Annotated in this window: 24 protein-coding genes; 16 read left to right on the top strand and 8 right to left on the bottom strand. The window is 71.4% G+C overall.

What is annotated here, in order from left to right:
• Positions 1-45: 45 nt before the first annotated feature.
• The 5 genes from ACIP63_RS20865 to ACIP63_RS20845 all read left to right on the top strand — a co-directional run bounded on the left by ACIP63_RS20865 (position 46) and on the right by ACIP63_RS20845 (position 6,436).
• Positions 46-2,112 carry a SpoIIE family protein phosphatase gene (locus ACIP63_RS20865; protein ID WP_401517537.1) on the top strand — a complete coding sequence of 689 codons (2,067 nt, stop codon included), beginning with the start codon at positions 46-48 and terminating at the stop codon, positions 2,110-2,112.
• A gap of 120 nt (positions 2,113-2,232) precedes the next feature.
• Entirely contained in the window at positions 2,233-3,591 is a 1,359-nt protein-coding gene (locus ACIP63_RS20860) for a wax ester/triacylglycerol synthase family O-acyltransferase (RefSeq protein ID WP_401517535.1), read from the top strand.
• 94 nt (positions 3,592-3,685) lie between these two features.
• Positions 3,686-4,654, top strand: coding sequence for an aldo/keto reductase (locus tag ACIP63_RS20855; protein ID WP_401517533.1), 969 nt, complete (start codon positions 3,686-3,688; stop codon positions 4,652-4,654).
• A 1-nt stretch (position 4,655) separates the two neighbouring features.
• A complete protein-coding gene (locus ACIP63_RS20850; protein WP_401517531.1) occupies positions 4,656-5,522 on the top strand; it encodes an amidohydrolase family protein in 867 nt (288 codons plus the stop codon).
• A gap of 53 nt (positions 5,523-5,575) precedes the next feature.
• Entirely contained in the window at positions 5,576-6,436 is an 861-nt protein-coding gene (locus ACIP63_RS20845) for an Fpg/Nei family DNA glycosylase (protein ID WP_401517529.1), read from the top strand.
• Positions 6,437-6,444: 8 nt separating this feature from the next.
• Here ACIP63_RS20845 and ACIP63_RS20840 read toward each other — a convergent pair whose 3' ends face one another.
• The gene (locus tag ACIP63_RS20840; RefSeq protein ID WP_401517527.1) at positions 6,445-6,654 is read right to left on the bottom strand and encodes a zf-HC2 domain-containing protein; all 210 of its coding nucleotides are present in this window, start codon (positions 6,652-6,654) and stop codon (positions 6,445-6,447) included.
• Between the two features lie 72 nt (positions 6,655-6,726).
• On the opposite strand from ACIP63_RS20840, the gene ACIP63_RS20835 reads away from it, so the two are divergent.
• The 4 genes from ACIP63_RS20835 (at position 6,727) to ACIP63_RS20820 (ending at position 10,615) form a co-directional block, all read left to right on the top strand.
• Positions 6,727-7,479, top strand: coding sequence for a LytR/AlgR family response regulator transcription factor (locus ACIP63_RS20835; RefSeq protein WP_401517525.1), 753 nt, complete (start codon positions 6,727-6,729; stop codon positions 7,477-7,479).
• 63 nt (positions 7,480-7,542) lie between these two features.
• Positions 7,543-7,905 (top strand): hypothetical protein, encoded by a 363-nt coding sequence (locus ACIP63_RS20830; protein ID WP_104783032.1) that lies wholly within the window; start codon positions 7,543-7,545, stop codon positions 7,903-7,905.
• Positions 7,902-9,392: a cation acetate symporter gene (locus tag ACIP63_RS20825; RefSeq protein ID WP_401517523.1), complete on the top strand. Its 1,491-nt coding sequence runs from the start codon at positions 7,902-7,904 to the stop codon at positions 9,390-9,392. Before ACIP63_RS20830 ends, ACIP63_RS20825 begins: the two co-directional genes overlap by 4 nt.
• Entirely contained in the window at positions 9,389-10,615 is a 1,227-nt protein-coding gene (locus tag ACIP63_RS20820) for a sensor histidine kinase (RefSeq protein ID WP_401517522.1), read from the top strand. Before ACIP63_RS20825 ends, ACIP63_RS20820 begins: the two co-directional genes overlap by 4 nt.
• A gap of 20 nt (positions 10,616-10,635) precedes the next feature.
• Here ACIP63_RS20820 and ACIP63_RS20815 read toward each other — a convergent pair whose 3' ends face one another.
• Positions 10,636-11,157 carry a hypothetical protein gene (locus ACIP63_RS20815; protein ID WP_401517520.1) on the bottom strand — a complete coding sequence of 174 codons (522 nt, stop codon included), beginning with the start codon at positions 11,155-11,157 and terminating at the stop codon, positions 10,636-10,638.
• A gap of 111 nt (positions 11,158-11,268) precedes the next feature.
• Between ACIP63_RS20815 and ACIP63_RS20810 the strand changes: the two genes are divergently transcribed.
• Positions 11,269-11,466: a zf-HC2 domain-containing protein gene (locus tag ACIP63_RS20810; protein ID WP_401517518.1), complete on the top strand. Its 198-nt coding sequence runs from the start codon at positions 11,269-11,271 to the stop codon at positions 11,464-11,466.
• Here the strand turns inward: ACIP63_RS20810 and ACIP63_RS20805 are convergent.
• A complete protein-coding gene (locus ACIP63_RS20805; RefSeq protein ID WP_401517517.1) occupies positions 11,400-11,969 on the bottom strand; it encodes a sigma-70 family RNA polymerase sigma factor in 570 nt (189 codons plus the stop codon). The two genes, ACIP63_RS20810 and ACIP63_RS20805, sit on opposite strands and share 67 nt — an antisense overlap.
• A gap of 257 nt (positions 11,970-12,226) precedes the next feature.
• Here ACIP63_RS20805 and ACIP63_RS20800 point away from each other — a divergent pair, with 257 nt between their 5' ends.
• On the top strand, positions 12,227-13,450 hold the full coding sequence (locus ACIP63_RS20800; protein ID WP_401517515.1) for a CapA family protein: 1,224 nt from the start codon (positions 12,227-12,229) through the stop codon (positions 13,448-13,450).
• Positions 13,451-13,530: 80 nt separating this feature from the next.
• Here ACIP63_RS20800 and ACIP63_RS20795 read toward each other — a convergent pair whose 3' ends face one another.
• Positions 13,531-13,992 (bottom strand): universal stress protein, encoded by a 462-nt coding sequence (locus ACIP63_RS20795; protein WP_401517513.1) that lies wholly within the window; start codon positions 13,990-13,992, stop codon positions 13,531-13,533.
• 163 nt (positions 13,993-14,155) lie between these two features.
• On the opposite strand from ACIP63_RS20795, the gene ACIP63_RS20790 reads away from it, so the two are divergent.
• On the top strand, positions 14,156-15,001 hold the full coding sequence (locus ACIP63_RS20790; RefSeq protein WP_401517511.1) for a polysaccharide deacetylase family protein: 846 nt from the start codon (positions 14,156-14,158) through the stop codon (positions 14,999-15,001).
• Between the two features lie 23 nt (positions 15,002-15,024).
• Here the strand turns inward: ACIP63_RS20790 and ACIP63_RS20785 are convergent, their stop codons facing one another.
• Positions 15,025-15,687: a class F sortase gene (locus ACIP63_RS20785; RefSeq protein WP_401517510.1), complete on the bottom strand. Its 663-nt coding sequence runs from the start codon at positions 15,685-15,687 to the stop codon at positions 15,025-15,027.
• A 343-nt stretch (positions 15,688-16,030) separates the two neighbouring features.
• Between ACIP63_RS20785 and ACIP63_RS20780 the strand changes: the two genes are divergently transcribed.
• The gene (locus tag ACIP63_RS20780; protein ID WP_401518285.1) at positions 16,031-16,681 is read left to right on the top strand and encodes a hypothetical protein; all 651 of its coding nucleotides are present in this window, start codon (positions 16,031-16,033) and stop codon (positions 16,679-16,681) included.
• A 92-nt stretch (positions 16,682-16,773) separates the two neighbouring features.
• On the opposite strand, the gene ACIP63_RS20775 is transcribed toward ACIP63_RS20780, so the two are convergent.
• Together ACIP63_RS20775 and ACIP63_RS20770 are read right to left on the bottom strand one after the other, a co-directional pair.
• Positions 16,774-17,322, bottom strand: a complete 549-nt coding sequence (locus ACIP63_RS20775; protein WP_401517508.1) for a hypothetical protein — start codon at positions 17,320-17,322, stop codon at positions 16,774-16,776.
• A 184-nt stretch (positions 17,323-17,506) separates the two neighbouring features.
• Positions 17,507-18,274 carry a hypothetical protein gene (locus ACIP63_RS20770; protein ID WP_356711226.1) on the bottom strand — a complete coding sequence of 256 codons (768 nt, stop codon included), beginning with the start codon at positions 18,272-18,274 and terminating at the stop codon, positions 17,507-17,509.
• Between the two features lie 759 nt (positions 18,275-19,033).
• Here ACIP63_RS20770 and ACIP63_RS20765 point away from each other — a divergent pair.
• The 3 genes from ACIP63_RS20765 to ACIP63_RS20755 all read left to right on the top strand — a co-directional run bounded on the left by ACIP63_RS20765 (position 19,034) and on the right by ACIP63_RS20755 (position 23,184).
• Complete coding sequence (locus tag ACIP63_RS20765) at positions 19,034-19,990, top strand: SCO0930 family lipoprotein (RefSeq protein WP_401517507.1); 957 nt, start codon at positions 19,034-19,036, stop codon at positions 19,988-19,990.
• A 204-nt stretch (positions 19,991-20,194) separates the two neighbouring features.
• Complete coding sequence (locus ACIP63_RS20760) at positions 20,195-21,013, top strand: SAM-dependent methyltransferase (protein ID WP_401517505.1); 819 nt, start codon at positions 20,195-20,197, stop codon at positions 21,011-21,013.
• A complete protein-coding gene (locus ACIP63_RS20755) occupies positions 21,010-23,184 on the top strand; it encodes a putative bifunctional diguanylate cyclase/phosphodiesterase (protein ID WP_401517503.1) in 2,175 nt (724 codons plus the stop codon). Before ACIP63_RS20760 ends, ACIP63_RS20755 begins: the two co-directional genes overlap by 4 nt.
• 11 nt (positions 23,185-23,195) lie before the next feature.
• Here the strand turns inward: ACIP63_RS20755 and ACIP63_RS20750 are convergent, their stop codons facing one another.
• Positions 23,196-24,128: a LysR family transcriptional regulator gene (locus ACIP63_RS20750; RefSeq protein WP_401518283.1), complete on the bottom strand. Its 933-nt coding sequence runs from the start codon at positions 24,126-24,128 to the stop codon at positions 23,196-23,198.
• Positions 24,129-24,165 lie beyond the last annotated feature (37 nt).

The following is a 24,165-nucleotide window of genomic DNA, read 5'->3' as shown; positions in this document are numbered from 1 at the left end:
TCGGTTCGGTCGAGGAATCGGACAAATAATGGCAGAGTGGCGCACATGGATGATCGGGTAGCGGGTGCCCTGTCACTCCCGGACGACTGGCCCGCCCACCCGGATCTCAGCCTCGCCCTGAACCGAATGGGCAGCTTCGACTGGGATCTGGACAGCGGCCTCATGCATATGGACGAGCCCGCCCTCGGCGTGTTCGACCTGCGCCCCGACGAGTACGACGGCCGTCCCTCGGCGCTCGCGCAGCGTGTCCCGGCCGACGAGGCGATCCGGCTCGACGCGATGGTCTCGCAGGCGCTCAAGAGCGGCCGCAACAACTACGGCGCGTACTTCCGCAGGACGCAGCGGGACGGCTCCCTGTGCTGGACGCACACCCAGGGGTTCATCCGCCGCGACGGCACCGGTCGGCCCCGACGCATCATCGGGATCATCCGTGACGCCACCCAGGAACTGGCCGAGTCCACCGCCCGCCGGACCGTCGACGAGGAGCGCCGGCGCCGTACGAGCCTGGTCGAGGGCACCACGGCGGCCCTGGCGCACGCCCGGACGGTCAAGGACGTCACCGACGTGCTGAAGAGCTCCCGCGGCCTGGCCAACCTCGGCGCCACCAGCCTCGTCATGGGGCTGCTCGAGTCGGGGCGTATCCATCTGGTGGCGGACGGCCCCGAGGGGGCCTTCGTGCAGGGCACCCGCTACACGCGCACCGACGAGCCCTATCCGATGAGCGAAGTGATCCGCACGCTCACACCGCGTTTCATCGAGACGCCCGAGGACTTCGCGACCTCGTACCCCATCCTGTGGCCGCATATCAGCCATCTCGGCATCACCGCCGCCGCCTACATGCCGCTCATCGCCCAGGCCCGCCCGATCGGCGCACTCGGGCTCCTCTACGGCAACAAGGCCGGCTTCACCAGCGACGAGCGGAACCTGCTGGTGGCTCTCGGCAGTTCGATCGCCCAGAGCCTCCAGCGGGCGATGCTCTACGAACAGGAGCACGACCTCGCCGAAGGGCTCCAGCAGGCCATGCTGCCCCGCCGGATCCCCGAGGTGCGGGGCGCCCAGGTCGCCGTGCGCTACCGCTCCGCGCGGCTCGGCAGGGACATCGGTGGTGACTGGTACGACATCATCTCGCTGCCCGGCGGCCGGGTCGGCGCCGTCATCGGTGACGTACAGGGGCACGACACGCACGCGGCGGCCGTCATGGGGCAGCTCAGGATCGTGCTGCGCGCCTACGCGGCCGAGGGGCACAGCCCGGCGACGGTCATGGCGCGCGCGTCCGTCTTCCTTCACGAGCTCGACACCGACCGCTTCGCGACCTGCACCTACGCCGAGGCCGATCTGACCACCGGAGTGGTGCAGCTGGTGAGGGCCGGGCACGTGGACCCGGCCCTGCGGGACATCGACGGGAGCTGCCGCAGGCTGCCGGTCGACGGAGGTATGCCGCTGGGCCTCTCCGCGGAGTTCGGACACCTCGAATACCCGGTCAGCACCGTCGATCTGGACCCGGGCCAGATGCTGATCCTCTACACCGACGGAATGGTGGAGCTGCCCGGCACCGACCTGGACGAAGGCATGCGGCTGCTGGCCGCGACGGTCCGCGACGGTCCGCAGGACCTCCAGAAGCTGGCCGACCGGCTCTGCGAGGTCGTCGACGAGCGCGGCGGTGAGGACGACATGGCGGTGCTGCTGCTGCGCCGCGACGCGGCCCACGCGCCCCACCCGGGCGGCCGCCTCCAGCAGCACGTCGCGCAGAACGACCCGGAGGCGCTGACGTCCGCCCGCCACATGATCCGGGCCGCAGTGCGCGCCTGGGGAGCGAAGGGCCGGGCGGACGAGGTCGAGCTCGCGGCCGACGAGCTCATCACCAACGCCCTGATGCACACCGACGGCGGTGCCATCGTCACCATCCGGATGCTCACCGGGCCCGAACGCCGCCTCCGGGTCGACGTCGAGGACCGCTCCAGCGCACTGCCACGCCGGCGGGACGCGGGGGAGTCCGGGGTCTCGGGCCGCGGGCTCATGCTCGTCGACCGGCTGGCCGATGTCTGGGGCGTGGAGTCCCGGGGCAACGGCAAGTGCGTGTGGTGCGAGTTCTTCGTCCCGGAGCACCGGTAGCGCGACTGTCGCAACAGCGGAAGACTGTAACAGTACGTAACATGTCCATACTTGACCGTAACCGATCTTGCGGGATTGACTGCGATCCCGCCGTTCCGCTGTCGAAGACGCGAGGCCCCGTTGAGTACCGAGCTTCTGGCACCTCTTGATCTGGCTTTCTGGCACCTCGAAACCGATGCCCATCCGATGCACCTCGGCGCGCTCGCCGTCTTCGACCCGGTACCGGGCGTCGCCCCGCAGGACCTGCTCGAACTGCTCGGAGCCCGCGCCGCCGCGATTCCCCGGCTGCGCATGCGCGTACGCGACGTCCTGCTGCCCGTCGGCGGTGCGGCCTGGTTCACCGACAAGGACTTCGACGTGCAACGGCACGTCAGGCGGGTCGTGCTCCCCGGGGGCGACTTCGTGGCGGAGGCGACCCGGCTCGCCGGTGAACTCATGGAGCGGCCGCTCGGACGGGGCCTGCCGCCCTGGCAGATGTATCTCCTGGACAGCCCGGGTGACGGCCCGTTCGCCGTACTCGTGAAGCTGCACCACGCGCTCGCCGACGGCATGCGGGCCGTCGCCATCGGCGCCGGCATCTTCGACCAGATCGCTTCCGCCGGCGCGGGCCGTGGCGCGGTGCGCCGCCGGACACCCGTACCGCCCCGCTCCTGGCTGCCCGGCCCGTACGAGGCCGCGGGCATGGCGATCGACCGGCTCGGGGACGTGCGCCGGGCGCTGGGGGTCGGTGCCTCCGTCGTACGCGCCAGCCGCCTCGACCTGCGCGCCGGCACGGCACTCACCGCACGCTCCAGCGGCACCCGCCGGCTGGCCACCGCCGACCTCGACGCCGAGACGGTGCAGCGGATCCGCCGCACCGAGGGCGGCACGGCCAACGACGTCCTGCTCGCGGTCGTCGCCGGTGCGCTGCGCCGCTGGATGCTCGAACGCGGCGAGCCGCTGCCGGGCGCCGACCCGCGTGCCCTGGTCCCCGTCTCCCGGCGCAGGCCCGGCGGAGCGGCCACCGGCAACCGACTCTCCGCCTACCTCCTCGGCCTGCCCGTCGGCGAGCCCGACGCCCGGGAGCGACTGCGCCTCGTACGCACGGGCATGGACCGCAGCAAGGCGGCCGGACCGCTGCGCGGCGCGGGCGCCGTCGCCGTACTGGCCGACCAGCTGCCCGCGCTGGCCCACCGGTTCGGAGCCCCGCTGGCGGGGAACGCGGCCCGGATGCTCTTCGACATCCTGGTCACCAGCGTGCCCCTGCCCCGCTCGGCGCTCTCCCTAGGCGGCTGCCCGCTGCGCGCCCTCTACCCCATGGCACCGCTGGCCCGAGGACAGTCGCTGGCCGTCGCCCTGACCACGTACGGCGGAGGGGTGCAGGTCGGACTGGTCGCCGACGGTAAGGCGCTTCCCGATCTCGACCGGCTCGCCTGCGCGGTCCGCGAGGAACTGCGCGACCTGCACTCACTCGTGCCCGCGGTGCCCGCACCGGCCTGACGGCCGATTCGCCGGGCCCTGTTGACGCGGCGGATTGATCCGATGAATATTCCTCTACGGACCATCAGGGATCACCGGCGGGGGCGGCAGGGCCATGCGGCGCATCAGACTCGGACGCAGTGCGGTCGAGATCACCGAGCTCGCCTTCGGGGCGGCGGCCATCGGAAATCTCTTCACGGAGGTCGATCCGGAGCAGGCCGCCGCCGCCGTGGACGCGGCGTGGGACGAGGGCATCCGCTACTTCGACACCGCGCCGCACTACGGCCTCGGACTCTCCGAACGCCGTCTCGGGGAGGCTCTGCGCGACCGGCCCCGGGACACGTACGCGGTGTCCACGAAGGCGGGCCGCCTGCTCGAACCGCTGCCCGCCGACGGGACGGCGGCCCACCGCGGGCTTTCCGACGGCTTCGCCGTGCCGCACACCCACCGGCGTCGCTGGGACTTCAGCGCCGACGGCATCCGCCGCAGCATCGAGGACAGTCTCGGGCGTCTCGGCCTCGACCGGGTCGACATCGTGTATCTGCACGACCCCGACGACCACGGGGAGACGGCCTTCCGCGAGGGCTACCCGGCGCTGGAGAAGCTGCGCGACGAGGGCGTGGTCGGCGCCATCGGGGCCGGCATGAACCAGACCGCGATGCTCACCCGCTTCCTGCGCGAGACCGACATCGATGCCGTCCTCTGCGCCGGCCGCTTCACCCTCCTCGACCACAGCGCCCTCGACGACCTGCTGCCGGAGGCCGCCGCCCGGGGCCGCAGCGTCGTCGTCGGAGGTGTGTTCAACTCCGGGCTGCTCGTCGACCCGCGCCCCGGAGCGACGTACGACTACGCGGCGGCCCCCGCGCCCCTCCTCGAACGCGCCGTACGCATCCGGGCCGTCACCGAAGCGCACGGTGTCCCGCTGCGCGCGGCCGCCCTCCACTACTCGCTGGGTCACCCCGCCGTCGCGGGGGCCCTCGTCGGCACCCGCTCCCCGGACGAGGTGAGGGACGCCGCCGCACGGTTCCGCACGCCGGTTCCGGACGCGCTCTGGGACGACCTGCGCGCGGAAGGGCTGCTGTGACGTGACGCTCCCGCCGGTCATCGACGCCCACCACCATGTGTGGGACCTCGCGGTGCGCGACCAGGACTGGATCACCGGCGAGGAACTCGCGCCCCTCCGCCGCACCTTCACCCTCGCCGACCTGGAGCCCGAGGCACGCGCCGCCGGGGTGGTCGCCACCGTGCTCGTCCAGACGGTGACCGTCGCCGAGGAGACCCCCGAATTCCTCGCGCTCGCCCACAGGAGCGCGCTCGTCGCGGGTGTCGTCGGATGGACCGACCTCACCGCGCCCGGCATCGGCGACACCCTCGCCGGACTCCGCGCCCTGCCCGGCGGCGACCGGCTCGTCGGACTCCGCCACCAGGTCCAGGGCGAACCCGACCCCGAGTGGCTGCTGCGCCCCGACGTCCTGCGCGGACTGCGAGCCGTCGCCGCCGCCGGACTCGCCTACGACCTGATCGTCCGGCCCCACCAGCTGCCCGCCGCCACCCGCGCGGCCGCCCTCCTGCCGGAGCTCACCTTCGTACTCGACCACGCGGGCAAACCGCCCGTGGCCCGGCGCGCGACGCACCCCTGGGCCGATGACCTGCGGGCGCTGGCTGCACTGCCCAACACCGTCTGCAAACTCTCCGGTCTGGTCACCGAGGCGGACCCACGGGCCTGGACCGTGGAGGACCTGCGCCCCTACGCGGACACCGTCATCGAGGCCTTCGGGCCCGGCCGGCTGATGTTCGGCTCCGACTGGCCCGTGTGCCGGCTCGCCGCCGGGTACACCGAGGTCCTGGACGTGGCACGTGAGCTGACCGGCCCGCTCGGGGAGGACGGACAGCGGTCCGTCCTCTCGGACACCGCACGGCGCGTCTACGGGCTGCGAACGCCCGCCGCCTGAACACGGCGCGCACCCGGCGGGCGTTCGCGGGGCCGTTGCGGCAGGCTGGAGTCATGCCCGAACTGCCGGAAGTCGAAGCCCTGCGGGACTTCCTCGACGAACATCTGGTCGGCAAGGAGATCGCCCGCGTCCTGCCGCTGGCGATCAGCGTCCTGAAGACGTACGACCCGCCGCCCACCGCCCTCGAAGGCGCCACCGTGACGGCTGTGGCGCGGCACGGCAAATTCCTCGACATCACGGCCGGAGAGCTCCATCTGCTCATCCATCTCGCGCGGGCCGGCTGGCTGCAGTGGAAGGACAGCTTCCCCGCCACCCCGCCACGGCCCGGCAAGGGCCCACTCGCCCTCCGGACGGTCCTCACCGGCGGCGACGGCTTCGACCTGACCGAGATGGGCACCACCAAGCGCCTCGCCGTCCACCTGGTGCGCGACCCCTCGGACGTGCCCGGGGTGGCACGCCTCGGGCCCGACCCGCTGGCCGACTCCTTCGACCGGGACGCGTTCGCGATGGTGCTCGGCGGGGCACGCCGGCAGATCAAGGGCGCCCTGCGCGACCAGTCCCTGATCGCGGGCATCGGCAACGCCTACAGCGACGAGATCCTGCACGTCGCGAAGATGTCACCGTTCAAGCTCACCACCGCCCTCGGCGACAACGACATCACTCATCTGTACAACGCGATGCGCACCACGCTCCAGGACGCCGTCGAGCGCTCCCGGGGCGTCGCGGCGGGCCGGCTGAAGGCGGAGAAGAAGAGCAGCATGCGCGTCCACGGCCGCACCGGGCAGCCCTGCCCCGTCTGCGGGGACACCGTGCTGGAGGTGTCGTTCAGCGACTCGTCGCTGCAGTACTGCCCCACCTGCCAGACCGGGGGCAAGCCCCTCGCCGACCGCCGGCTGTCCCGTCTGCTCAAGTAGCGGCCCGGTCACCGCCACCGGGCCCGGCGGGGAGCGCCACCGGGCGGAAGCCGGCGCGCGTACGCAGCCAAGTGGGCCACCACCACGTCGAACTCGCGCACCTGGACCGCACAAGCGGAACACCCGGCCAGATGATCCTCGAAACGGCAGGTGTCGGCCGCCCCGAGGACCCCGAGCGCGTAGGCCCCGGCGTCGAGGTGGAGTTCGATGGCGCGCATGCACCCAGATACGTGACGAACCCGTGAATCACTCACGCCGTCCCGCCCCCGAAGCACCTAAACTCCGGCCTCATGCTGCGCGTACTCGCCGTCGACGACGAAGAACCCGCCCTGGAGGAACTCCTCTACCTCCTGCGCGCCGATCCCCGCATCCGGAGCGCCGAGGGAGCCACGGGTGCCACCGAGGCGCTGCGCCGTATCGGGGGAGCCGTCGACGCCGGGCCCGAGGACCCCTCGGCCATCGACGTCGTGTTCCTGGACATCCACATGGCGGGGCTCACCGGACTCGACGTCGCCCAGCTCCTGGCCGGGTTCGCCGCACCGCCGCTCATCGTCTTCGTCACCGCCCACGAGGGATTCGCCGTACACGCCTTCGACCTCAAGGCCGTCGACTACGTGCTCAAGCCCGTCCGCCGCGAGCGGCTGGCCGAGGCGGTCCGCCGCGTGGCCGAACAGGTCGGTGAGCGCTCCGCGTCCGTCCACGACGCGGCCGCCGACCAGGTCGCGGTGGAACTGGGCGGGATCATCCGGTTCGTGCCCGTCGACGACATCGCCTACGCCGAGGCACAGGGCGACTACGCCCGCCTGCACACAGCGACCGGCAGCCATCTCGTCCGGATACCGCTCACGACCCTGGAGGAGCGATGGCGCTCCCGGGGATTCGTACGCATTCACCGCCGCCATCTCGTGGCGCTGAACCGCATCGACGAACTCAGGCTCGACGCCGGCAGCATGAGCGTCCGCATCGGGGGCGCCGAGCTCGCGGTCAGCCGCCGTCACACCCGTGCCCTCCGCGACCTCCTGATGCGGCAGACCGGCCGCTGACCTGGCTCGACCGGGAGGGCGGCCCTTCCCAGCCGGGCCCTGCGCCGCCTACACTCCGGCCCCATGTCCGCAGAGAGCACGCCCCGTCGCGAAGTGGTCATGGGCGAGCCCCGGCGGGTGCGTCCACTGCCCCGTTACCGTGCCCAGTCGGAGATCGACGAGCAGACCGCACTCGGGGGCGCCTACGTCCGCTCCCTGATGCGCAGCCAGCTCCGTGCCGGACTCACCGCCTTCGCGGTCCTCGCCCTCGTCGCCGGAACCCTGCCCCTGGTCTTCGAGGCGCTGCACAGCAACGCCCTCGTCTGGGCGGTGCTCGGCTTCGCCACCTATCCGCCGCTCACCCTGGCCGCCTGGTGGTACGTGCGCAGGGCCGAGCGCAACGAGCGCGACTTCGCCCGACTCGTGGAAGGCCTCCCCGCACCGTGAGCGCACCCGGCCACCCGGCGGCGGTGGTGGCGGTCGCCCTCGTCGTCCTGGCCACCGTCCTCGTCGGCGGTTTCGGGCTGCGGATCTCCCGCACCACCTCCGACTTCTACGTCGCGTCGCGCACCGTACGGCCGAGGCTCAACGCCGCTGCCATCAGCGGCGAGTACCTGTCCGCCGCGTCCTTCCTCGGTATCGCCGGGCTGGTGCTGGTGCACGGCCCCGACATGCTGTGGTACCCGGTCGGCTACACCGCCGGGTATCTCGTGCTGCTGGTGTTCGTCGCCGCTCCGCTGCGCCGCTCGGGGGCGTACACCCTGCCCGACTTCGCCGAGGGACGGCTCGAATCCCGGCAGGTGCGCCGGCTGGTCAGTGTGTTCGTCGTCGGAGCCGGCTGGGTCTACCTCGTGCCGCAGCTCCAGGGCGCCGGGCTCACCCTGAAGATCCTCACCGGTGCGCCCGGCTGGCTCGGCGACGTGCTCGTCGCCTCCGTCGTGGTGGTCGCCGTCGCGGCGGGCGGCATGCGCTCCATCACCTTCGTGCAGGTGTTCCAGTACTGGCTGAAGCTCACGGCGCTCCTGGTGCCCGCGATCTTCCTGGTGCTGGCCTGGCAGGGCGACGGCCGCCCACGGGTCAGCTTCGACGAGCAGATCTCGGTCTTCCGCGCCGACCATCCGCTCTACGCGACGTACGGACTGATCGTGGCGACGTTCCTCGGCACCATGGGCCTGCCCCATGTGGTGGTCCGCTTCTACACCAGCCCCAACGGCCGCGACGCCCGCCGCACCACGGTCGCGGTGCTCGCCCTGGTCGGCCTGTTCTATCTGCTGCCCCCGGTGTACGGGGCCCTGGGCCGGCTGTACGCGCCCGAGCTCATGCACGGCGGTGACGCCGACGCGGCCGTTCTGCTGCTGCCCGCCCGGGTGATCGGCGGACTGGGCGGTGATCTGCTCGGCGCGCTCCTCGCGGGCGGAGCGTTCGCCGCGTTCCTGTCCACGGCGTCCGGGCTCACCATGGCCGTCGCCGGAGTGATCACCCAGGACGTCCTGCCCTCGCGGGGCGTCCGGCACTTCCGGCTGGCCACCGTCCTGGCCATCGCCGTGCCCCTGGCCGGCTCGCTGGTCGTCAGCAGGGTGCCGGTGGCCGACGCCGTCGGCATGGCCTTCGCGGTCTCCGCGTCGTCCTTCTGCCCGTTGCTCGTCCTCGGCATCTGGTGGCGGCGGCTCACCCCGCCGGGCGCGATCGCCGGACTGCTGCTCGGAGGGGGCTCGGCGCTGCTGTCCGTGGCCATCACCGTCAGCGGAGCGGTGCGCCCGCCGGGCTGGCCGCACGCCCTGCTGGCCTGGCCGGCCGTCTGGTCCGTACCGGTCGGCTTCCTCGCGATGATCCTGGTCTCCCTGGCCACCCCGGGACGGATACCGCCGGGGACCAACGCCGCCATGACCCGCTTCCACCTCCCGGAAGCGCTGACCTCGGGACGGGTGCGATGACCGGGGCCGGGATCGCCGTCATCACCGTGCTCGTCCTTCTGCTGTTCTCCACCGGCTTCCTGCTGGGCCGCACCGCCCGTCCCGTACGCACCAGCGATGTGGGCACGCCCGTCGAGCACGCCACCTTCGAGACCCTGCACACGGCCTCCCTCGCCGCGCCCCCGCTGCGCGCGGGGCTCACCGAGGAGAGCGCGCGCAGGTCGGCGCGCGGACTGCGCTCGCTGCTCGGCACCGATGCCCTGTGCCTCACCGACCGCGACCGGGTGCTGGTGTGGGACGGGGAGGGGGACCACCACGGCAAGGAGGTGATGCACCAGGTCGAGGGGCTGCTGGCCAGCGGCAGGGACACCGCCTTCCACAGCGACTGCGGTGACCTCGACTGCCCGCTGCGCTGGGCCGTCGCCGTCCCGCTGACGGTCGACCACCGGGTGCTCGGCACCCTCGTCGCCTACGCCCCCCGCGAATCGGCGGTCCTGGCCAGGGCCGCGGGGGAGGTGGCCCGCTGGGTCTGCGTACAGCTGGAACTCGCCGAGCTCGACCGCTCCCGTACGCAGCTCATCGAGGCCGAGATCAAGGCGCTGCGGGCCCAGATCTCTCCGCACTTCATCTTCAACTCGCTGGCCGCGATCGCGTCGTTCGTCCGGACCGACCCCGAGCGCGCGCGTGAACTCCTCCTGGAATTCGCCGACTTCACCCGCTACTCGTTCCGCAGGCACGGTGAGTTCACCACCCTGGCCGATGAGCTCCACTCCATCGACCAGTATCTGGCGCTGGTGCGCGCGCGCTTCGGTGAACGGCTCTCCGTGACGCTCCAGGTGGCCCCGGAGGTCCTTCCCGTCTCGCTGCCGTTCCTCTGTCTCCAGCCCTTGGTCGAGAACGCCGTGAAGCACGGCCTGGAGGGCGCCGTCACTCCTGCACGGCCCCTGGGCACCGTCCGCGCGGGTGGCGCCCCGATCCGCATCACGATCAGCGCACTGGACGCCGGCGCCGAGGCGGAGGTCGTCATCGAGGACGACGGCACCGGCATGGAGCCGGAACGCCTGCGCCAGATTCTGCGCGGCGAAGGCGGCACCTCCACCGGCATCGGACTGCTCAACGTGGACGAACGGCTGCGCCAGGTGTACGGGGACGACTACGGCCTCGTCATCGAGACGGGAGTCGGAGCGGGCATGAAGATCACCCTGAGGCTGCCCAAGTACCGTGCGGGCGTCCACGGTTCATGACCGGGCTGTCCGCCCGGCGGTCAGTACAGATGGACCGCCAGATGACCCAGTGGCAGCCCCAGCTGCCACGCCGGAGTCCAGACCTGCGTCTCCGCGTCCTCGTCCTCCTCGCCGTCGGCGTCCACCGGATCCCATGGCGGCGGGCCGATCGCGTCGAGGTCGGCCGCCAGCAGCTCGGTCTCCTCCAGCCACCGCCAGGCGGCCCGTGCCAGTGCGAGGTCGGGATCCGCGACCCCGGCCGGGGCGGTCGGCCGCTCCAGCGCCTCGAGGCGTGCGCAGACCCAGCGTCTCCAGGAGGCGCCGTACGCCGTGAGCAGCCGGAGCTCGTCCACCCGGGCCGCGGGGAGCTCGTCGGCCCCCGCTCCGTCGGAGAGGAAGATCGTCAGGGCGAGCGCGTCGCGTCCCGCACGGTACTCCAGGGTCGTCGGCTCCATCAGGCCGCCGGTCTCCAGGACCTCGTCAGCGATGTACTCGGAGTACATCCAGGCCATCGGGACCAGCAGCCCGCCCCCGCCGGTTCTCTCGTGGTGTTCGGGACGCATCCCGTCTCGCCTCTTTCGTCGACTCCGTACCGGGCTACACGCAGCATTGAACCGGGGGCGCGCGCCCCGCGTGGGCAGAAGGGCAGGATCCGTCGGGAGATTCGAGGTGCCATGACCGCCGATCGCGGCGACGGCCCGCATGTGCGGCAGCTGCTGGGCGCCTATGTGCTCGATGCCCTGGAAGCGGACGAGAGCGGTGAGGTCGCCCGGCATCTGCAGCGGTGCGAGGCATGCGCGGCGGCCTATGTGGAGGTCGCGGAGGCGGTGTCCCTGCTCGCGCTGCTCAAGGTGGAGGACCTGCTGGAGTAGCCGGGCAGATTGCGGCTGAGCAGCCGCAGCGCGTAGTAGGAGCGGGACTTGACGGTGCCCGCGGGTATCCCGAGGGCCTGCGCGGTCTCGCCCACGCTGAGCCCCCGGAAGTAGATCTGCACGAGCACGGCCCGGTGCTCGGGGCTGAGCGTGCTCACGGCCTCGCGCACATCGAGGGCGTGGACCGCGGAGTCCGCCGTGTCGTCCTGGGCGGGGGCGCTCTCCAGCACCGCGTCACTGACCTCCGTCGGACGGGCCTGGCGGGACCTGCGGGCGTCGATGGCCAGCCGCCGCGCGACGGTGAAGAGCCACGGGCGCATCGAGTCGTAGGGAGCGTCGAACGCCTCAGGATGCTGCCAGGCACGTACCAGCGTCTCCTGGAGGAGGTCCTCCGCCCGCTGCCGGTCGCCGAACGTCAGGCCCAGCAGGAAGTGGAACAGCGCGGAGCCGTGCTCCCGCTGCAGCTGGGCGAGGTCCCGCTCATCGGTTGTTGCAGTGGTCATCGTGAACGTCCTTTCCCGAAGAGGCCCCTGACGCCTCGCTCCCGCCTGGCGTATACGAACGCATCGGCGCGTGAGGGAACAGGCGGTGCACCGAGGTGTGCGCCGAGCGGTCGCACGGAGCGGCGAGTGGTGCGGTGAACGGTCACTCGGCGCCGATACGGCCGATTCAGGTACTTTGCCTGCTTTGTTCTTGACTCACCGGTATGAATATATGTGTATTCGGATGGCCGAAATCGTCCGAACTGGGAGTCGTGCAGATGACGAAGCGCATCCGACAAGGCGCGGCGATCGCCGTCGCCGGTCTCCTCGCCACCGCAACAGCCTGTACCGGCCAGCAGTCGCCGCCCCCCGGTTTCGCCGGGCGGCACCTCTCCGCCGAGCAGGGTGTGAACGGCGCGGGCGCCGGGGGAGCGGAGCGGGCGCGCGCCTTCACGCTGCTGGCCTCGGGCGACATCCTGCCGCACTCCTCGATCATCGACCGTGCCGCGGCCGACGCGGGCGGCAGGGGTTACGACTTCCGTCCGATGCTCAAGGGCGCCGCTCCGGCTGTCTCGGGCGCGGATCTGGCCATCTGTCACATGGAGACGGTGTACGGCCAGGACGGCGGCCCCTACACCGGCTATCCGTCCTTCAAGTCACCGCCCGAGGTGGCGTCCGCACTGCGCGCCACCGGCTTCGACTCCTGCTCCACCGCCTCCAACCACACCCTGGACGACGGGGCCCAGGGGATCGGGCGGACGCTCGACGCGCTGGACCGCGCGGACGTCGCCCACGCCGGATCCGCGCGCTCGGCCGAGGAGGCCGCCCGCCCCACCTTGCTCAGGGCGGGCAAGGGCAAGAACGCGGCGAAGGTCGCCCACCTCGCGTACACCTACGGCACCAACGACATCCCGCTGCCCGCCGGGCAGCCCTGGGCGGTCAACCTGATCGACAAGGACCGGATCGTCGCGGACGCCCGGGCGGCCCGCAAGGCGGGTGCCGACGTGGTCGTCGTCTCCCTGCACTGGGGCACCGAATGGCAGGACGCCCCCGACGACGTCCAGCTCGGGCTCGGCCGCGAACTCACGGCCTCCGGCACCGGCGAACGCCCCGACATCGACCTGATCCTCGGCACCCACGCCCATGTCCCGCAGGCGTACGAGAAGGTCAACGGAACCTGGATCGTCTACGGCATGGGCGACCAGGTCGCCGGTGCCATGGTCAACCACGAGGGAGTCCAGGACCCGCGCGCCAACGAGAGCTCGATGGGCCGCTTCACCTTCCAGCCGCCCGCGAAACCGGGGCAGCGATGGGTGGTCGAGAAGGCCGAGTTCATCCCGCAGTGGTTCGACCCGGAGGCGGGGCGCGTGGTGGGTCTGACCCCTGGAGCCGCAGGCCCGGAGGGAGAGACGGCCGGCCGGCTGGGCGAGATCCGCGAGCGGATCCAGGCCGTCGTCCTGAGCCGTGGAGCAGCCCAGGACGGTCTCGTGGCCGGCAAGTGACGTCCGCCACCCACCGGGGCGTTCACGGCCCGGCAGAGACCGGCGGGCGCCGGTGGTGACCGGTCGGCGCCCGCGGGGTGTCACGGCACGACGGTGACCGGCCAGCGTCCGGCCTTCACGAGCCGGACCGCCACCGAGCCGATGAAGCGGTGCCCGGCGGACTCCGACGCGCCCACGACCACGGCGTCCGCCTTCAGTTCATCGGCGGCCGTCACGAGCCCGTTGTACGGATCCCCGTGGAACGTGTGGAACTCCCAACGGACCTTCCATATGTCCTTGAGCCGCTCGGTCGCCGTCCTGATCTCGTTCACCAGCCCCTCGGCGACCTCGCCGGTCGCGTCGGCCACCGGGGCCCCCAGGGCGGCGCCGGCCGACATCACCGGCTGGACGTAGACGAGGGCGAGCATCGCGTTCTGGCGACGGGCGAGGCCCGCCGCGTACGCCGCGGCCCGCATCGAGGACTCGGAGCCGTCGATGCCGGCGACGATCACCTTGGGGCCGTCCGTGCCGCGCTCGAAGCGGTGGTGTTGCTGGTCAGTCACGGGCCTGAGGGTAGCCGCTCGTGCCCCCGGCCCCCCGGGCGGGCGGTGGAACCCGGAACCTTCCCTCCGGATTCCGCCCAGGCACTCCATCCATCGGGTGCAAAACACCACATCCCAGGTGTCGGCGCCGGGCGGGGACGTCACTCCGTGCGAGCAGTTGGTCATGAAGCATGATCAGATTCCGGCGGAACGCCGCACCTTCCTGCGCCTCGCTCTCACCCTGGGGGCAGCCATCACCGTGCACGCCGTAGCAGCGGATCCGGCCGGGACGCCGGCGCGCCCCGGTGGAGAGCCCCCGGCCCCGGCCGCCGGGCCTCCGGCGAGTGCCCGGACGGCTCCGGGTGCCTATCGGCTGAGCCCCATGACCTCGACCACGCCGCCCCGCTTCCGGCCGGCCGCGCCGCCCGTCCGCACCCGGCCCTTCGAGGAGCTGCCGGAGCTGGGGAGCGACGCCATGGTGCTCAGCTTCGACGACGGCCCCGACCCCCGGTACACCCCGGACATCCTGGCCACGCTGCGAAGACACGAAGTCCGGGCGATGTTCTTCGTCTGCGGCGAGATGGCCACCGACAACCGTGACCTCCTTCGCGAGATGGCGGACGACGGGCATGTCGTCGGCAACCACTCGTGGTCGCACCCCCTCATCCCGAAGCTCTCCCGGGGCGCGATCCGCGACGAACTGGGCAGCACCAGCGAAGTGATCGAGAAGACCCTGGGATCCCCGCCGCTCTGGTACCGGGCCCCGTACGGCGCATGGAACCGCAATTCCTTCGAGATCGGCGCCGCCATGGGCATGGAACCGATGGCCTGGACCGTCGACACGCTGGACTGGACCACGCCGGGCACCGACGCCATCGTCCGCCGGGTCAAGAAGGGTGCTGCGCCCGGCGTCGTGGTGCTGTCGCACGACGCGGGCGGAAACCGGTCCCAGAGCGTGGCCGCCCTTCGCCGGTACCTGCCGGCGCTCATCGAGAGGGGGTACCGCCCCACCGTCCCGCACCGCAGCTGACGGGCGCCGGGGGCCCGGTCCGGCTACCGCGTCTCGACCAGCCGGGCGAAGACCACCACGTTCCCGTCGTAGCCGTCGGCCTTCGAGTACCCACCGCCGCAGGTGATGACCCGGAGTTCGGCGTGCCCGGTGTCGCCGTACACCCGAGGGCCGGGGAAGTCGTTCTTGGAGAAGACCTCGACGCCGTAGATCTCGAACACCGCGACCCGGTTGTCGTAGCGGGACACCTCGATCTGCTGCCCCTTGCTGAGCGAGCCCAGTCCGTAGAAGACCGCGGGACCGGCCAGGTTGTCGACGTGGCCGACCATCACGGAGGTCCCGCGCTGGCCGGGGGCGATGCCGTTCTGGTACCAGCCGGCGAGGTTCGGATCCTGGGCGGGCGGCGCCTCGATCCAGCCGGCCGGGTCCAGGTTCACATCGACCACGGGCGCGTCGACCTCGATGGACGGGATCTGGATGCGCTCGGCGGGGGCGTACGCCAGCGGCTGCACGGACTCGCCGTCGGCCGGTGCCGACACCGTGGTGTCCCGGGGGCCGGCCACGGAGGCCGCTGCGGCGGGCTGCGGCGGTCCGGGAGACGTCTCCACGCCGTTGCGCATGAGAGCGAGCCCGGTGAGCATCACCAGGGCGATGGCGCCCCACGGTGTGCGTCTGCCCCGCTCGCCGCCCCACTGGTCCCGGCCCATGGTTCTCCCTTCGTCGCGACATCGTCACGCTAGGCGCGGTTGCGCAAGGCGGCGATCAGGGAAGGGCGAACGGGTGGCGGCCGACCGGGCGCCGTCATGGGGGTCTTCTCTTCGGAGTAATGAGCGGATAAAAATTCTGACGGTCCGTGACCTGCGGCTCCGTCAGATTCCGGGACCGGCCCTCGGCGTGTCGACTCACCGGGGTGGAGCAGTGCCGAAGTGCGACATCGGCGGTATTTGGTGAGGGTTCGTCATGGGACGCGTTCTCGTCAACTCCCGGTGACCAGATTCCGGGGCGCTTCCCGCTGGAGGTTCAAAGATGCGTGCTTCACGCACTCTCGCGGTGACCGCGACCGCATTCGCGGCGGTCGGGCTCGCTGCCCCGCTGGCCACCGCCGGTGGCGGCCCGGGCAGCAACCCGAGCAACTTCCCGACCAATGTCACCGTCGACCCGTCCTCGGTCCACCAGGGCGCCACGATGCAGGTCAGCGCGGAGGGCTGCGGCCGCTCCGGCGGCAAGGTGTGGTCGAACGCCTTCCCGACGGTGAACCTCTCGCCGGGCCGGGTCGGCTACGCCACGGCGCACATCCGGAACAACGCGACGCCTGGTCAGTACAGCCTGTCCGTGAGGTGCAACGACAGCCAGAACAACTTCGGAGGCAACGGAGGCAACGGCGGCCAGGGCGGGAACGGCGGCCAGGGCGGCAACGGGGACGAGCGCGGCCAGGGCGGCAACGGCGGCAACGGCGGCGGCCAGGGTGGCAATGGAGGCAACGGCGGCCAGGGTGGCAACGGCGGCCAGGGTGGCAACGGCGACGCGGTGGCGACAGCCCGCTTCACCGTGCTGCACTCGCGGGGCGCGCAGGGCGGCCTCGGCGGCTCGATGGGTCCCAGCTCCGTCGAGATGCAGGTCGGCGGCGGCCTCGTCGCGGCGGCGGCCGTCGGCGGAGCCGTCTTCGTCGTCCGTCGGCGGATGAACAATGCGGCGATCTGACGCGTCGAACCTCCCGCCCGGCCCGATACGCCCGTCGCCCCGAGTCCTGGATCAGGACCCGGGGCGACTGTCGTGTGTCCGTAGGTGAGGCGTCAGTGCCGGCGAGCGGTGCGGCGCTTGCGCAGGACATGGAAGGCGCCGGCCGCGGCAACCGCCACCAGCGCGGAACCGGCGGCGATCTCCGCGGGGTCCATCGTGTCGACACTGCCGCCGAGCCCGCCCAGCACGCCGCTCGGAGAGGCGGTGGAGCTGGTCGTGGGGGCCGTGGTGGGGCTCGTCGTGGGGGAACTCGTGGCGCCGCTCGTGATCGTCAGGTTGGCGGACCGTGTGGTGGTGCCGCAGCGGAAGGTGACCTCGTAGACCGCGCCCCGCCTGGCGTCCCAGTCGACCGTGGCCGAGGCCGACCGCCCGCTCGGGATGGTGACCGTGTCGAACACGCCCGAGAAGGCGGTCGCATTGCTGGTGCACCCCATGGCGCCGAGAGTCACCTGGCCTCCCGGCGCGACCGTCGACGGAGTGATGGTCGGCGTGAACGAGGTGGACGTGCCGCCGTTGAGCACATCGGCCGACGCGGCCGGTGCCATCAGAAAACAGGCGGCGGCGCCCAGCAGGGCGACGGGTGCGACACGTATCGCGCGCATGGTGAATCCTCCGGGTCCCGAGGAGCAGCCGCGGAACGGATTTCCGCAGGCATGAGAAATGCACCTCGATGACCGAAACGGTAGAAGTGCGGCATACCACCCGCGATCGGTGTCAGGCGAATGGGGCAGCCTTGTCCCCCGACCGGCTCTCCGGCAGAGGGACAAGGCGACGGGACGCGCGGTCCTATCCACCCGTGGCGTGCGGGAACAGATCGACGAACGGGGCTGTGGTCGCCGAGATGCCCCGGCCGAAGGGGGCGTCGAAGTCCCAGATGAGGAAGAGCAGGAAGGCGATCAGGACGCTGAAGAGGCCCGCCAGCAGCAATTCACGGAAGGTTCTGCGGATCTGGAGTGTGAAGATCAGTCCGACCGTGACCACGGCTCCGGTGATCAGACCGAACCAGACGACTCCCGGCATGGTCGCGCCCGCGTTCTGCCCCCGGGCCCCCCGTGCGTCGTCGACGGCGGCCACCTGGTCCACCAGCGGCTGATACGCCTGACCTTCGTGGTCCGTCCGCGGCTTGTACTCCGTCACGTCGGCCCGCACCCGGTCGAGCAGTCTGGTGCCCTCCTCGGTGAGACTCGCGTGGTCCGTCATCGACTTCCATTCGACGTCGACGACATGAGCCACGTACGCGTCCACGTCGGCCCGGATGCGGTCGCGGACCTCCACCGGGTAGACCGCCGACCGGGCGCTCACCTCGTGCAGTGCCTGCGCCTCCAGGCGTACGGACTCCTGGGCGGCGCTGCGGCCCTCCCAGACGCCTGCGATGGCCAGGCCGAGCACGATCGCGTACACCACGCCGATCATCATCGTCATGTACTCGATGACGTCGGGCGTCTCGGACGGATCGTCGTCCTCGGCGAGGCGCCTGTTGCTCAGGACGGCGATGGTCAGCACGACGGCGCATGCCGATGCCATCGCAATGGTCAGAACAAGCCATTCCGACATGGGTTCCCTTCTTCGGTTCAGCGGGACGAGCGGGGCCGCAGTACGGCCACGGCGAAAACGGCGGGCGCGGTGATGAGAAGGGTGAGCGAGACCATTGACGGTCCGGTCCGGGGTGTCTTGCGGGGAGGTTTCTTGTAGGCGGGCAGCGCGACGGGCGCGGGGGGTGGCGGTGCGGGGCGCACGGTGGCAGGCGGTGGCGAGGGCTCCGGTTCCGGTTCGGGTTCAGGTTCGGGCGGTGCGGGTGCAGGGAGAGGTGGCGGCGGTGGTGGGGGAGGAGGCGGAGGGGGCGGAGGTGGTGGCGGTGGAGGGGGCGGGGGAGGCGGAGGCGGGGGAGGCGGTGGGGGTGGTGGAGGTGGTGGCGCTGGTTCGGGCTCGGGTTCGGGCTCGGCGATGACCGCCCCGCACCGTCCCTCGCCCGCCACGGCGAAGGACGAGCTGCCGTCCCCCTGGCCGATGGAGGCGACGGCGCAGTCGTCACCGGCCGCCGGCAGCGGGGCGGCGAGCAGCAGGAGCAGGGCCGCGGCCGTCAGCCGCCATATGCGTGATCCGTACACGCCGGGGAGCATGTTCCCCTCAGCCGCCGAACACGCGGAGAGCGGAGCTGATTCGCCTGATGGAGGGGACATTCGGCGATTCGCGTTTGCGCCCGCCGGAACTCGTACGGGCTTCCGTTGAACGCAGAGGTACCGGTCACCCGTACCAAGGGCCACGGAAGACGCGGACTCGCGTCCCGACGGCAGAAGGACAACGGGAGTCGACATGAATACCTGGCGGAACGCCTCGCTCGCGGTGACGGCGGCGGCCCTCCTGGCGCTGACGACGGCGTGCGGTCAGGAGACGGGCACCGCGTCGCCGAACGGCCAGGCCGTGGGGAACGCCGCGCCCGCACAGCAGCCGGCCGACGGCGGCTACGGCTCGGACGGTGGCTACGGTTCCGGCGCGGCAGCGGGTGGGACGGCGAAGGAGGCCGGGCAACTCGCGGTGTGGGACAGCAAGAAGCTGGGCAAGGTGCTGACCGACAGCGAGGGCTTCACGCTCTACCGCTTCGACAAGGACACCGCCGAACCGCCCAGGTCGAATTGCGAGAGCGACTGTGCGAAGGCGTGGCCCGCGGTGCCGTCGCGGAACGCCGAAGCGGCCGCGGGCACCGAGCCGTCGCTGATCGGGAAGGTGACCAGGGGCGACGGGACCGAACAGCTGACCGTGGCGGGTTGGCCCATGTACCGCTATGCCCAGGACACCCGGCCCGGTGATGTCAACGGGCAGGGTGTCGGCGGGACATGGTTCGCCGCCGCTCCGGACGGAAAGAAGGCGGCGGTGGAAGACGGCGGAGTCACCGGTGCACAGGCCGGCCTCGCCGGACTTTCGGTCCGCGAGGATCCGGAACTCGGGAAGATCGTCGTGGACAGGCGGGGCATGACGGTTTACCGCTTCAAGAAGGACTCGGCGTGGCCGATGAAGTCCGCGTGCACGGGCGAGTGTCTGAAGAAGTGGCCGGTGGTCGGTCCCGTGGAGAAGAATGACGTCGAGGGCGTCACCACGAAGGGATTCGTCACCTTCGACCGCCCGGACGGCGTCAAGCAGCAGACGCTCGACTGCTGGCCCCTTTACACGTTCTCCGGCGACGCGCGGCCGGGAGACACCAACGGCCAAGGCGTCGGGGGCACATGGTATGCGGTCTCACCCGAAGCGAAACTGGTCGGAGCCTCCAAGTAACGCCCGTAAGATCCTCCGTGGTGCCGGTCCGTCGCCGAATGCGCACGCGCAGCGACGGACCGCCGCACATGCCTCCGGTGTGTGACCAATAACGGATCTCTAATTTCCGTTTCCACTCGCTCTCCTGGCGGTCGATCAGTAGCCTCTGGTCAACACTGACCATGAACATGGCCGGATCGCCGTGGCGACTTGTTGGAGACATCGATGGAGCGTCCCGCCTGGGCACCGCAAGGCATTGACATCTCGGTGCCGAGCGTGTCTCGCATGTACGACTTCTATCTGGGCGGTTCGCACAATTTCGAGGTGGACAGGGAAGCGGCCCGGAAGGCCATGGAGTTCATGCCGGGCCTGCCCAAGGTGATGCAGGCAAATCGTGCGTTCATGCGGCGGGCCGTGCACTACGCCACTGCTTCAGGCGTCAACCAGTTTCTGGACATAGGGTCCGGTATACCGACCTTCGGCAATGTTCATGAAGTCGCCCAGGCTGCCGACCCCGAGGCCCGGATCGCCTATGTCGACCACGACTCGGTCGCGGTCGCACACAGCCAGGCGGTGCTCGAAGGCAACGAGCGGGCCGTCATCGCCGCCGCGGATCTGCGTAAACCCCGGGAGATCCTGGCGGACCCGCAGATCAACGGCCTCCTCGACCTGGACAAGCCGGTGGCGCTGCTCCTGGTGGCGGTGCTCCACTTCATCGAGGACTCCGACGACCCGTACGCGGCGGTGGCGGAGCTGCGCGACGCGCTGGCCCCCGGCAGCCTGCTCGTCCTGACCCACGCGGCGTACGAGGGGATCCCGCTCAGCCAGGAGGAGGCGGGCGGGACGGTCGGTGTCTACCGCACCATCCGCAATCCGCTGATCATGCGTTCGCGCACGGAGATCAGCCGGTTCTTCGAGGGGTACGAGATGGTCGAGCCCGGACTCGTCTCCATGCCCGAGTGGCGTCCCGACTCCCCGGCGACGCTCGCGCACGAGGACCCGTTCGCCTTCTCCGGCTTCGGCGGGGTTGGGCGCAAGGCGTGAGCATTCCCGCCCAGTCGTCGGGCGCGCCCGACGCGGAACCCGACGGCCCCGAGGGCCGGCTCCGGAGATTCGCCACCATCTGGAGCCGGGCGATCTTCCCGTCCACGGCCACCTCCATGTCCCGCCCCGAGTTCGAGGAGCATCTGCTGCCGCTCGCCCGGGAGCTGAGCGGCATCCTTCACACCCGGGTCTTCGACGCGGCACCCGCGCACGGCGTGGGAGCCTCCCTGGTCGCCGCACACTGCACGGACCCGGACGCCCTGAGCTCCACGCTCGGCGTCGTCGACTCCTACCTGGTCCTCTACTGCGGCGGCAACGGGCCGGTGGAGCTGTCGACCGAGGAGAGCCGGGCCCGGTGCGCCCGGATCCAGCACGCGCTGGCCGGTGGGTTCACCCAGGCGCTGCGTGAGCGGACGCTCGCCGAGCAGGAGGCGATCGCCCGCTCGGCGCTCACCGCGCGCTCGGACGCCGAACAGGCGCTGCACGCCACCGAGGCGCGCTTCCGCGCCGTGTTCAAGGACGCCGCCATCGGGATCGGCATCGCCGACCTCGACGGGAACATCCTGGAGATCAACGACACCCTCACCAAGATGTTCGGCGGCCTGGAGAACCACGTCCGCAGCCACAAGGTGAACGAGTGGGTGCACCCCGAGGACTCGCCGTACGTCTGGAAGTACTACGACGAGCTGGTGCGTGGCGAGCGCGAGCACTACAGCGTCGAGAAGCCGTACTACCGCAACGACGGCACCGTCCTGTGGACCAACCTCACGGTGTCGCTGCTGCGGGACTCGGAGGGGCGGCCGGAGTACCAGCTGGCGCTCATGGAGGACACCACCGAGCGGCGCCTGCTCAATCTGCGGCTGCGCTACGAGGCCACCCACGACGCGCTCACCGGCCTTCCGAACCGGACACTGTTCTTCGAGCGTCTGGAGAAGGCCCTCGCGCCCAGGGAAGGCATGCGCTTCGGGCTCTGCTATCTGGATCTGGACGGTTTCAAGGCGATCAACGACAGCCTGGGCCACGCGGCGGGTGACCGGCTCCTGGTCGAGGTCGCCGACCGGCTGCAGAGCTGTGCCACCGCCCCCGGCGAGATGGTGGCGCGGCTCGGCGGTGACGAGTTCGTCGCCCTCACGACCGGGCCGCACACCCAGGAGGAGGTCCACGAGCTGGCCGGCCGCATCCTCTCCGCGCTCGCCACGCCCATCCGTCTCGACGGCCGGGAGCTGACCGTACGGGGATCCATCGGCGTCGTCGAAGGGCCGTCGGGCGAACGTACCGCCGCCGAGGTGCTCCGCAGCGCCGACATCACGATGTACCGGGCCAAGGCGGCGGGCGGGAACCGCTTCGCGCTCGCCGACGCCGAGGCCGACGCCCGCGCCATCACCCGCCACGGACTGACCACCGCGCTGCCCGCGGCGCTGGACCGCGGCGAGTTCTTCATCGAGTACCAGCCGCTGGTGCACCTCGGGGACGGCAGCGTGCACGGAGCCGAGGCGCTGGTGCGCTGGTGCCATCCGCAGCACGGGGTGCTCGGCCCGGACCGGTTCATCCCGCTCGCCGAGCACACCGGGCTGATCGTGCCGCTCGGCCGCTGGGTGCTGGAGGAGTCCGTCCGGCAGGCGAACTTCTGGCAGGAACGCCACACCGACGGCGGGCCCCTGCGGATCAACGTCAACCTCTCGCCGACCCAGCTGCACCACCCGAGGCTGGTCGCCGAGACCGTCGACGTGCTGGAACGCTCGGGCCTGGAGCCCGGCGCCCTCTGTCTGGAGGTCACCGAGTCGGCGCTGATCGGCGCGGACGACGATCTGCTCAAGCCGCTGCGTCAGCTGGCGGAGATGGGCGTCGACATCGCGCTGGACGACTTCGGCACCGGGTACTCGAACCTGGCGAACCTGCGCCGACTGCCGGTGAGCATCCTCAAGCTGGATCGTTCCTTCACCCAGGGCATGCAGCACCACCCGGCCGACCCGGTCGACCTGAAGATCGTCGAGGGCATCGTCTCGCTCGCCCACAGCCTGGACCTCGCGGTCACGGTCGAGGGGGTCGAGACCGGTGCCCAGGCCGATCAGCTGCGCCGGCTCGGCTGCGACACCGCCCAGGGCTGGTACTACGCGCGTCCCGGCGCCCCGGACCGGATCCACGCGCTGCTGCTGGCGGACGCGGTCTGACGGCTCCGTCCTCAGCCGCCGCCCGGGCCCGGCCCGCCGGCGGCTGAGGACGCTGCGGGCGGCCCCGCCCCCAGGAGCATCCGCTGGAGCTCCCGCGCCGCGCGCGGCGGTTCGACGTCGCTGCGGTGCGCCAACGCGATGGTGCGCCGCAGTCCCGGCGAGGCCAGCGGTGTCGTCCGGAGGTCCTGGCCGGCCCGCACCGCGACCATGCGGGGCACCACGGCGATCCCGAGCCCCGCCCGTACGAAGCCGAGTACGGCGTCCATCTCGCCGCCCTCCACCGTGAACGAGGGCTCGAAGCCCTCTGCCCGGCACGCGGCCACGGTCAGCTCCCGAAGGTCGTAGCCGTGCCGGAACATCACCAGCGGCTCGTTCTCGAGATCGGCGATGTGGACGGACCCTTTCCGCCCGGGTGCGGGCCGGGACGGCGGTGACACCACCACCAGGTCCTCGTGCAGCAGCTCCACCGTGGTGAGCGCCGGTGAACCCGCCGGCAGGGGCAGCACGAGCAGCGCGAGATCCAGGGCGCCCCGTGCCAGCTGCCGTACGAGGTCGTGGGAGCCGCCCTCCTCGATCAGCAGCTGGATCCCCGGGTGCGCGCCGTGGAAGGCGCGCAGCACCTCGGGCAGCAGGCCCGTGCAGACGCTCGGCGTGGCGCCCAGTCTGATCCGCCCCCGGCGCAGCTGCACGAGCTCCTGCACCTCGTGCCGCGCGGTGTCCGCGTCCGCCAGGATCCTGCGGGCGAGCGGCAGCAGCGCCTCGCCCGCGTCGGTCAGCGCGATGTTGCCGCGCGCACGGCTGAACAGCTCGGCGCCCAGCTCGTTCTCCAGGGCCTTGATCTGCTGGGAGAGGGAGGGCTGCGACACGTGCACCTCTTCGGCGGCCCGGGTGAAGTGTCTGGCCTCGGCCACGGCCACGAAGTAGGCGAGCTGCTGGAAGTGCATGCGGCCGACGATAGCGAACTCCATAGCCTGTGCCTAT

This window comes from Streptomyces sp. NPDC088746 (assembly GCF_044751065.1).
Classification (GTDB): Bacteria; Actinomycetota; Actinomycetes; order Streptomycetales; family Streptomycetaceae; genus Streptomyces.
This window is presented reverse-complemented; position numbering and strand designations above follow the sequence as displayed.

Bases quoted from the DNA above. Each gene is read 5' to 3' on its own strand.
- ACIP63_RS20840 (WP_401517527.1), bottom strand. From the start codon at position 6,654: ATGCGCGCCATCGAACTCCACCTCGACGCCGGGGCCTACGCGCTCGGG.
- ACIP63_RS20820 (WP_401517522.1), top strand. From the start codon at position 9,389: ATGACCGGGGCCGGGATCGCCGTCATCACCGTGCTCGTCCTTCTGCTG.
- ACIP63_RS20800 (WP_401517515.1), top strand. From the start codon at position 12,227: ATGACGAAGCGCATCCGACAAGGCGCGGCGATCGCCGTCGCCGGTCTC.
- ACIP63_RS20810 (WP_401517518.1), top strand. From the start codon at position 11,269: ATGACCGCCGATCGCGGCGACGGCCCGCATGTGCGGCAGCTGCTGGGC.
- ACIP63_RS20765 (WP_401517507.1), top strand. From the start codon at position 19,034: ATGAATACCTGGCGGAACGCCTCGCTCGCGGTGACGGCGGCGGCCCTC.
- ACIP63_RS20785 (WP_401517510.1), bottom strand. From the start codon at position 15,687: ATGGGCCGGGACCAGTGGGGCGGCGAGCGGGGCAGACGCACACCGTGG.
- ACIP63_RS20855 (WP_401517533.1), top strand. From the start codon at position 3,686: ATGCGGCGCATCAGACTCGGACGCAGTGCGGTCGAGATCACCGAGCTC.
- ACIP63_RS20760 (WP_401517505.1), top strand. From the start codon at position 20,195: ATGGAGCGTCCCGCCTGGGCACCGCAAGGCATTGACATCTCGGTGCCG.
- ACIP63_RS20815 (WP_401517520.1), bottom strand. From the start codon at position 11,157: ATGCGTCCCGAACACCACGAGAGAACCGGCGGGGGCGGGCTGCTGGTC.
- ACIP63_RS20845 (WP_401517529.1), top strand. From the start codon at position 5,576: ATGCCCGAACTGCCGGAAGTCGAAGCCCTGCGGGACTTCCTCGACGAA.
- ACIP63_RS20770 (WP_356711226.1), bottom strand. From the start codon at position 18,274: ATGTCGGAATGGCTTGTTCTGACCATTGCGATGGCATCGGCATGCGCC.
- ACIP63_RS20865 (WP_401517537.1), top strand. From the start codon at position 46: ATGGATGATCGGGTAGCGGGTGCCCTGTCACTCCCGGACGACTGGCCC.
- ACIP63_RS20790 (WP_401517511.1), top strand. From the start codon at position 14,156: ATGAAGCATGATCAGATTCCGGCGGAACGCCGCACCTTCCTGCGCCTC.
- ACIP63_RS20750 (WP_401518283.1), bottom strand. From the start codon at position 24,128: ATGCACTTCCAGCAGCTCGCCTACTTCGTGGCCGTGGCCGAGGCCAGA.
- ACIP63_RS20830 (WP_104783032.1), top strand. From the start codon at position 7,543: ATGTCCGCAGAGAGCACGCCCCGTCGCGAAGTGGTCATGGGCGAGCCC.
- ACIP63_RS20775 (WP_401517508.1), bottom strand. From the start codon at position 17,322: ATGCGCGCGATACGTGTCGCACCCGTCGCCCTGCTGGGCGCCGCCGCC.
- ACIP63_RS20835 (WP_401517525.1), top strand. From the start codon at position 6,727: ATGCTGCGCGTACTCGCCGTCGACGACGAAGAACCCGCCCTGGAGGAA.
- ACIP63_RS20805 (WP_401517517.1), bottom strand. From the start codon at position 11,969: ATGACCACTGCAACAACCGATGAGCGGGACCTCGCCCAGCTGCAGCGG.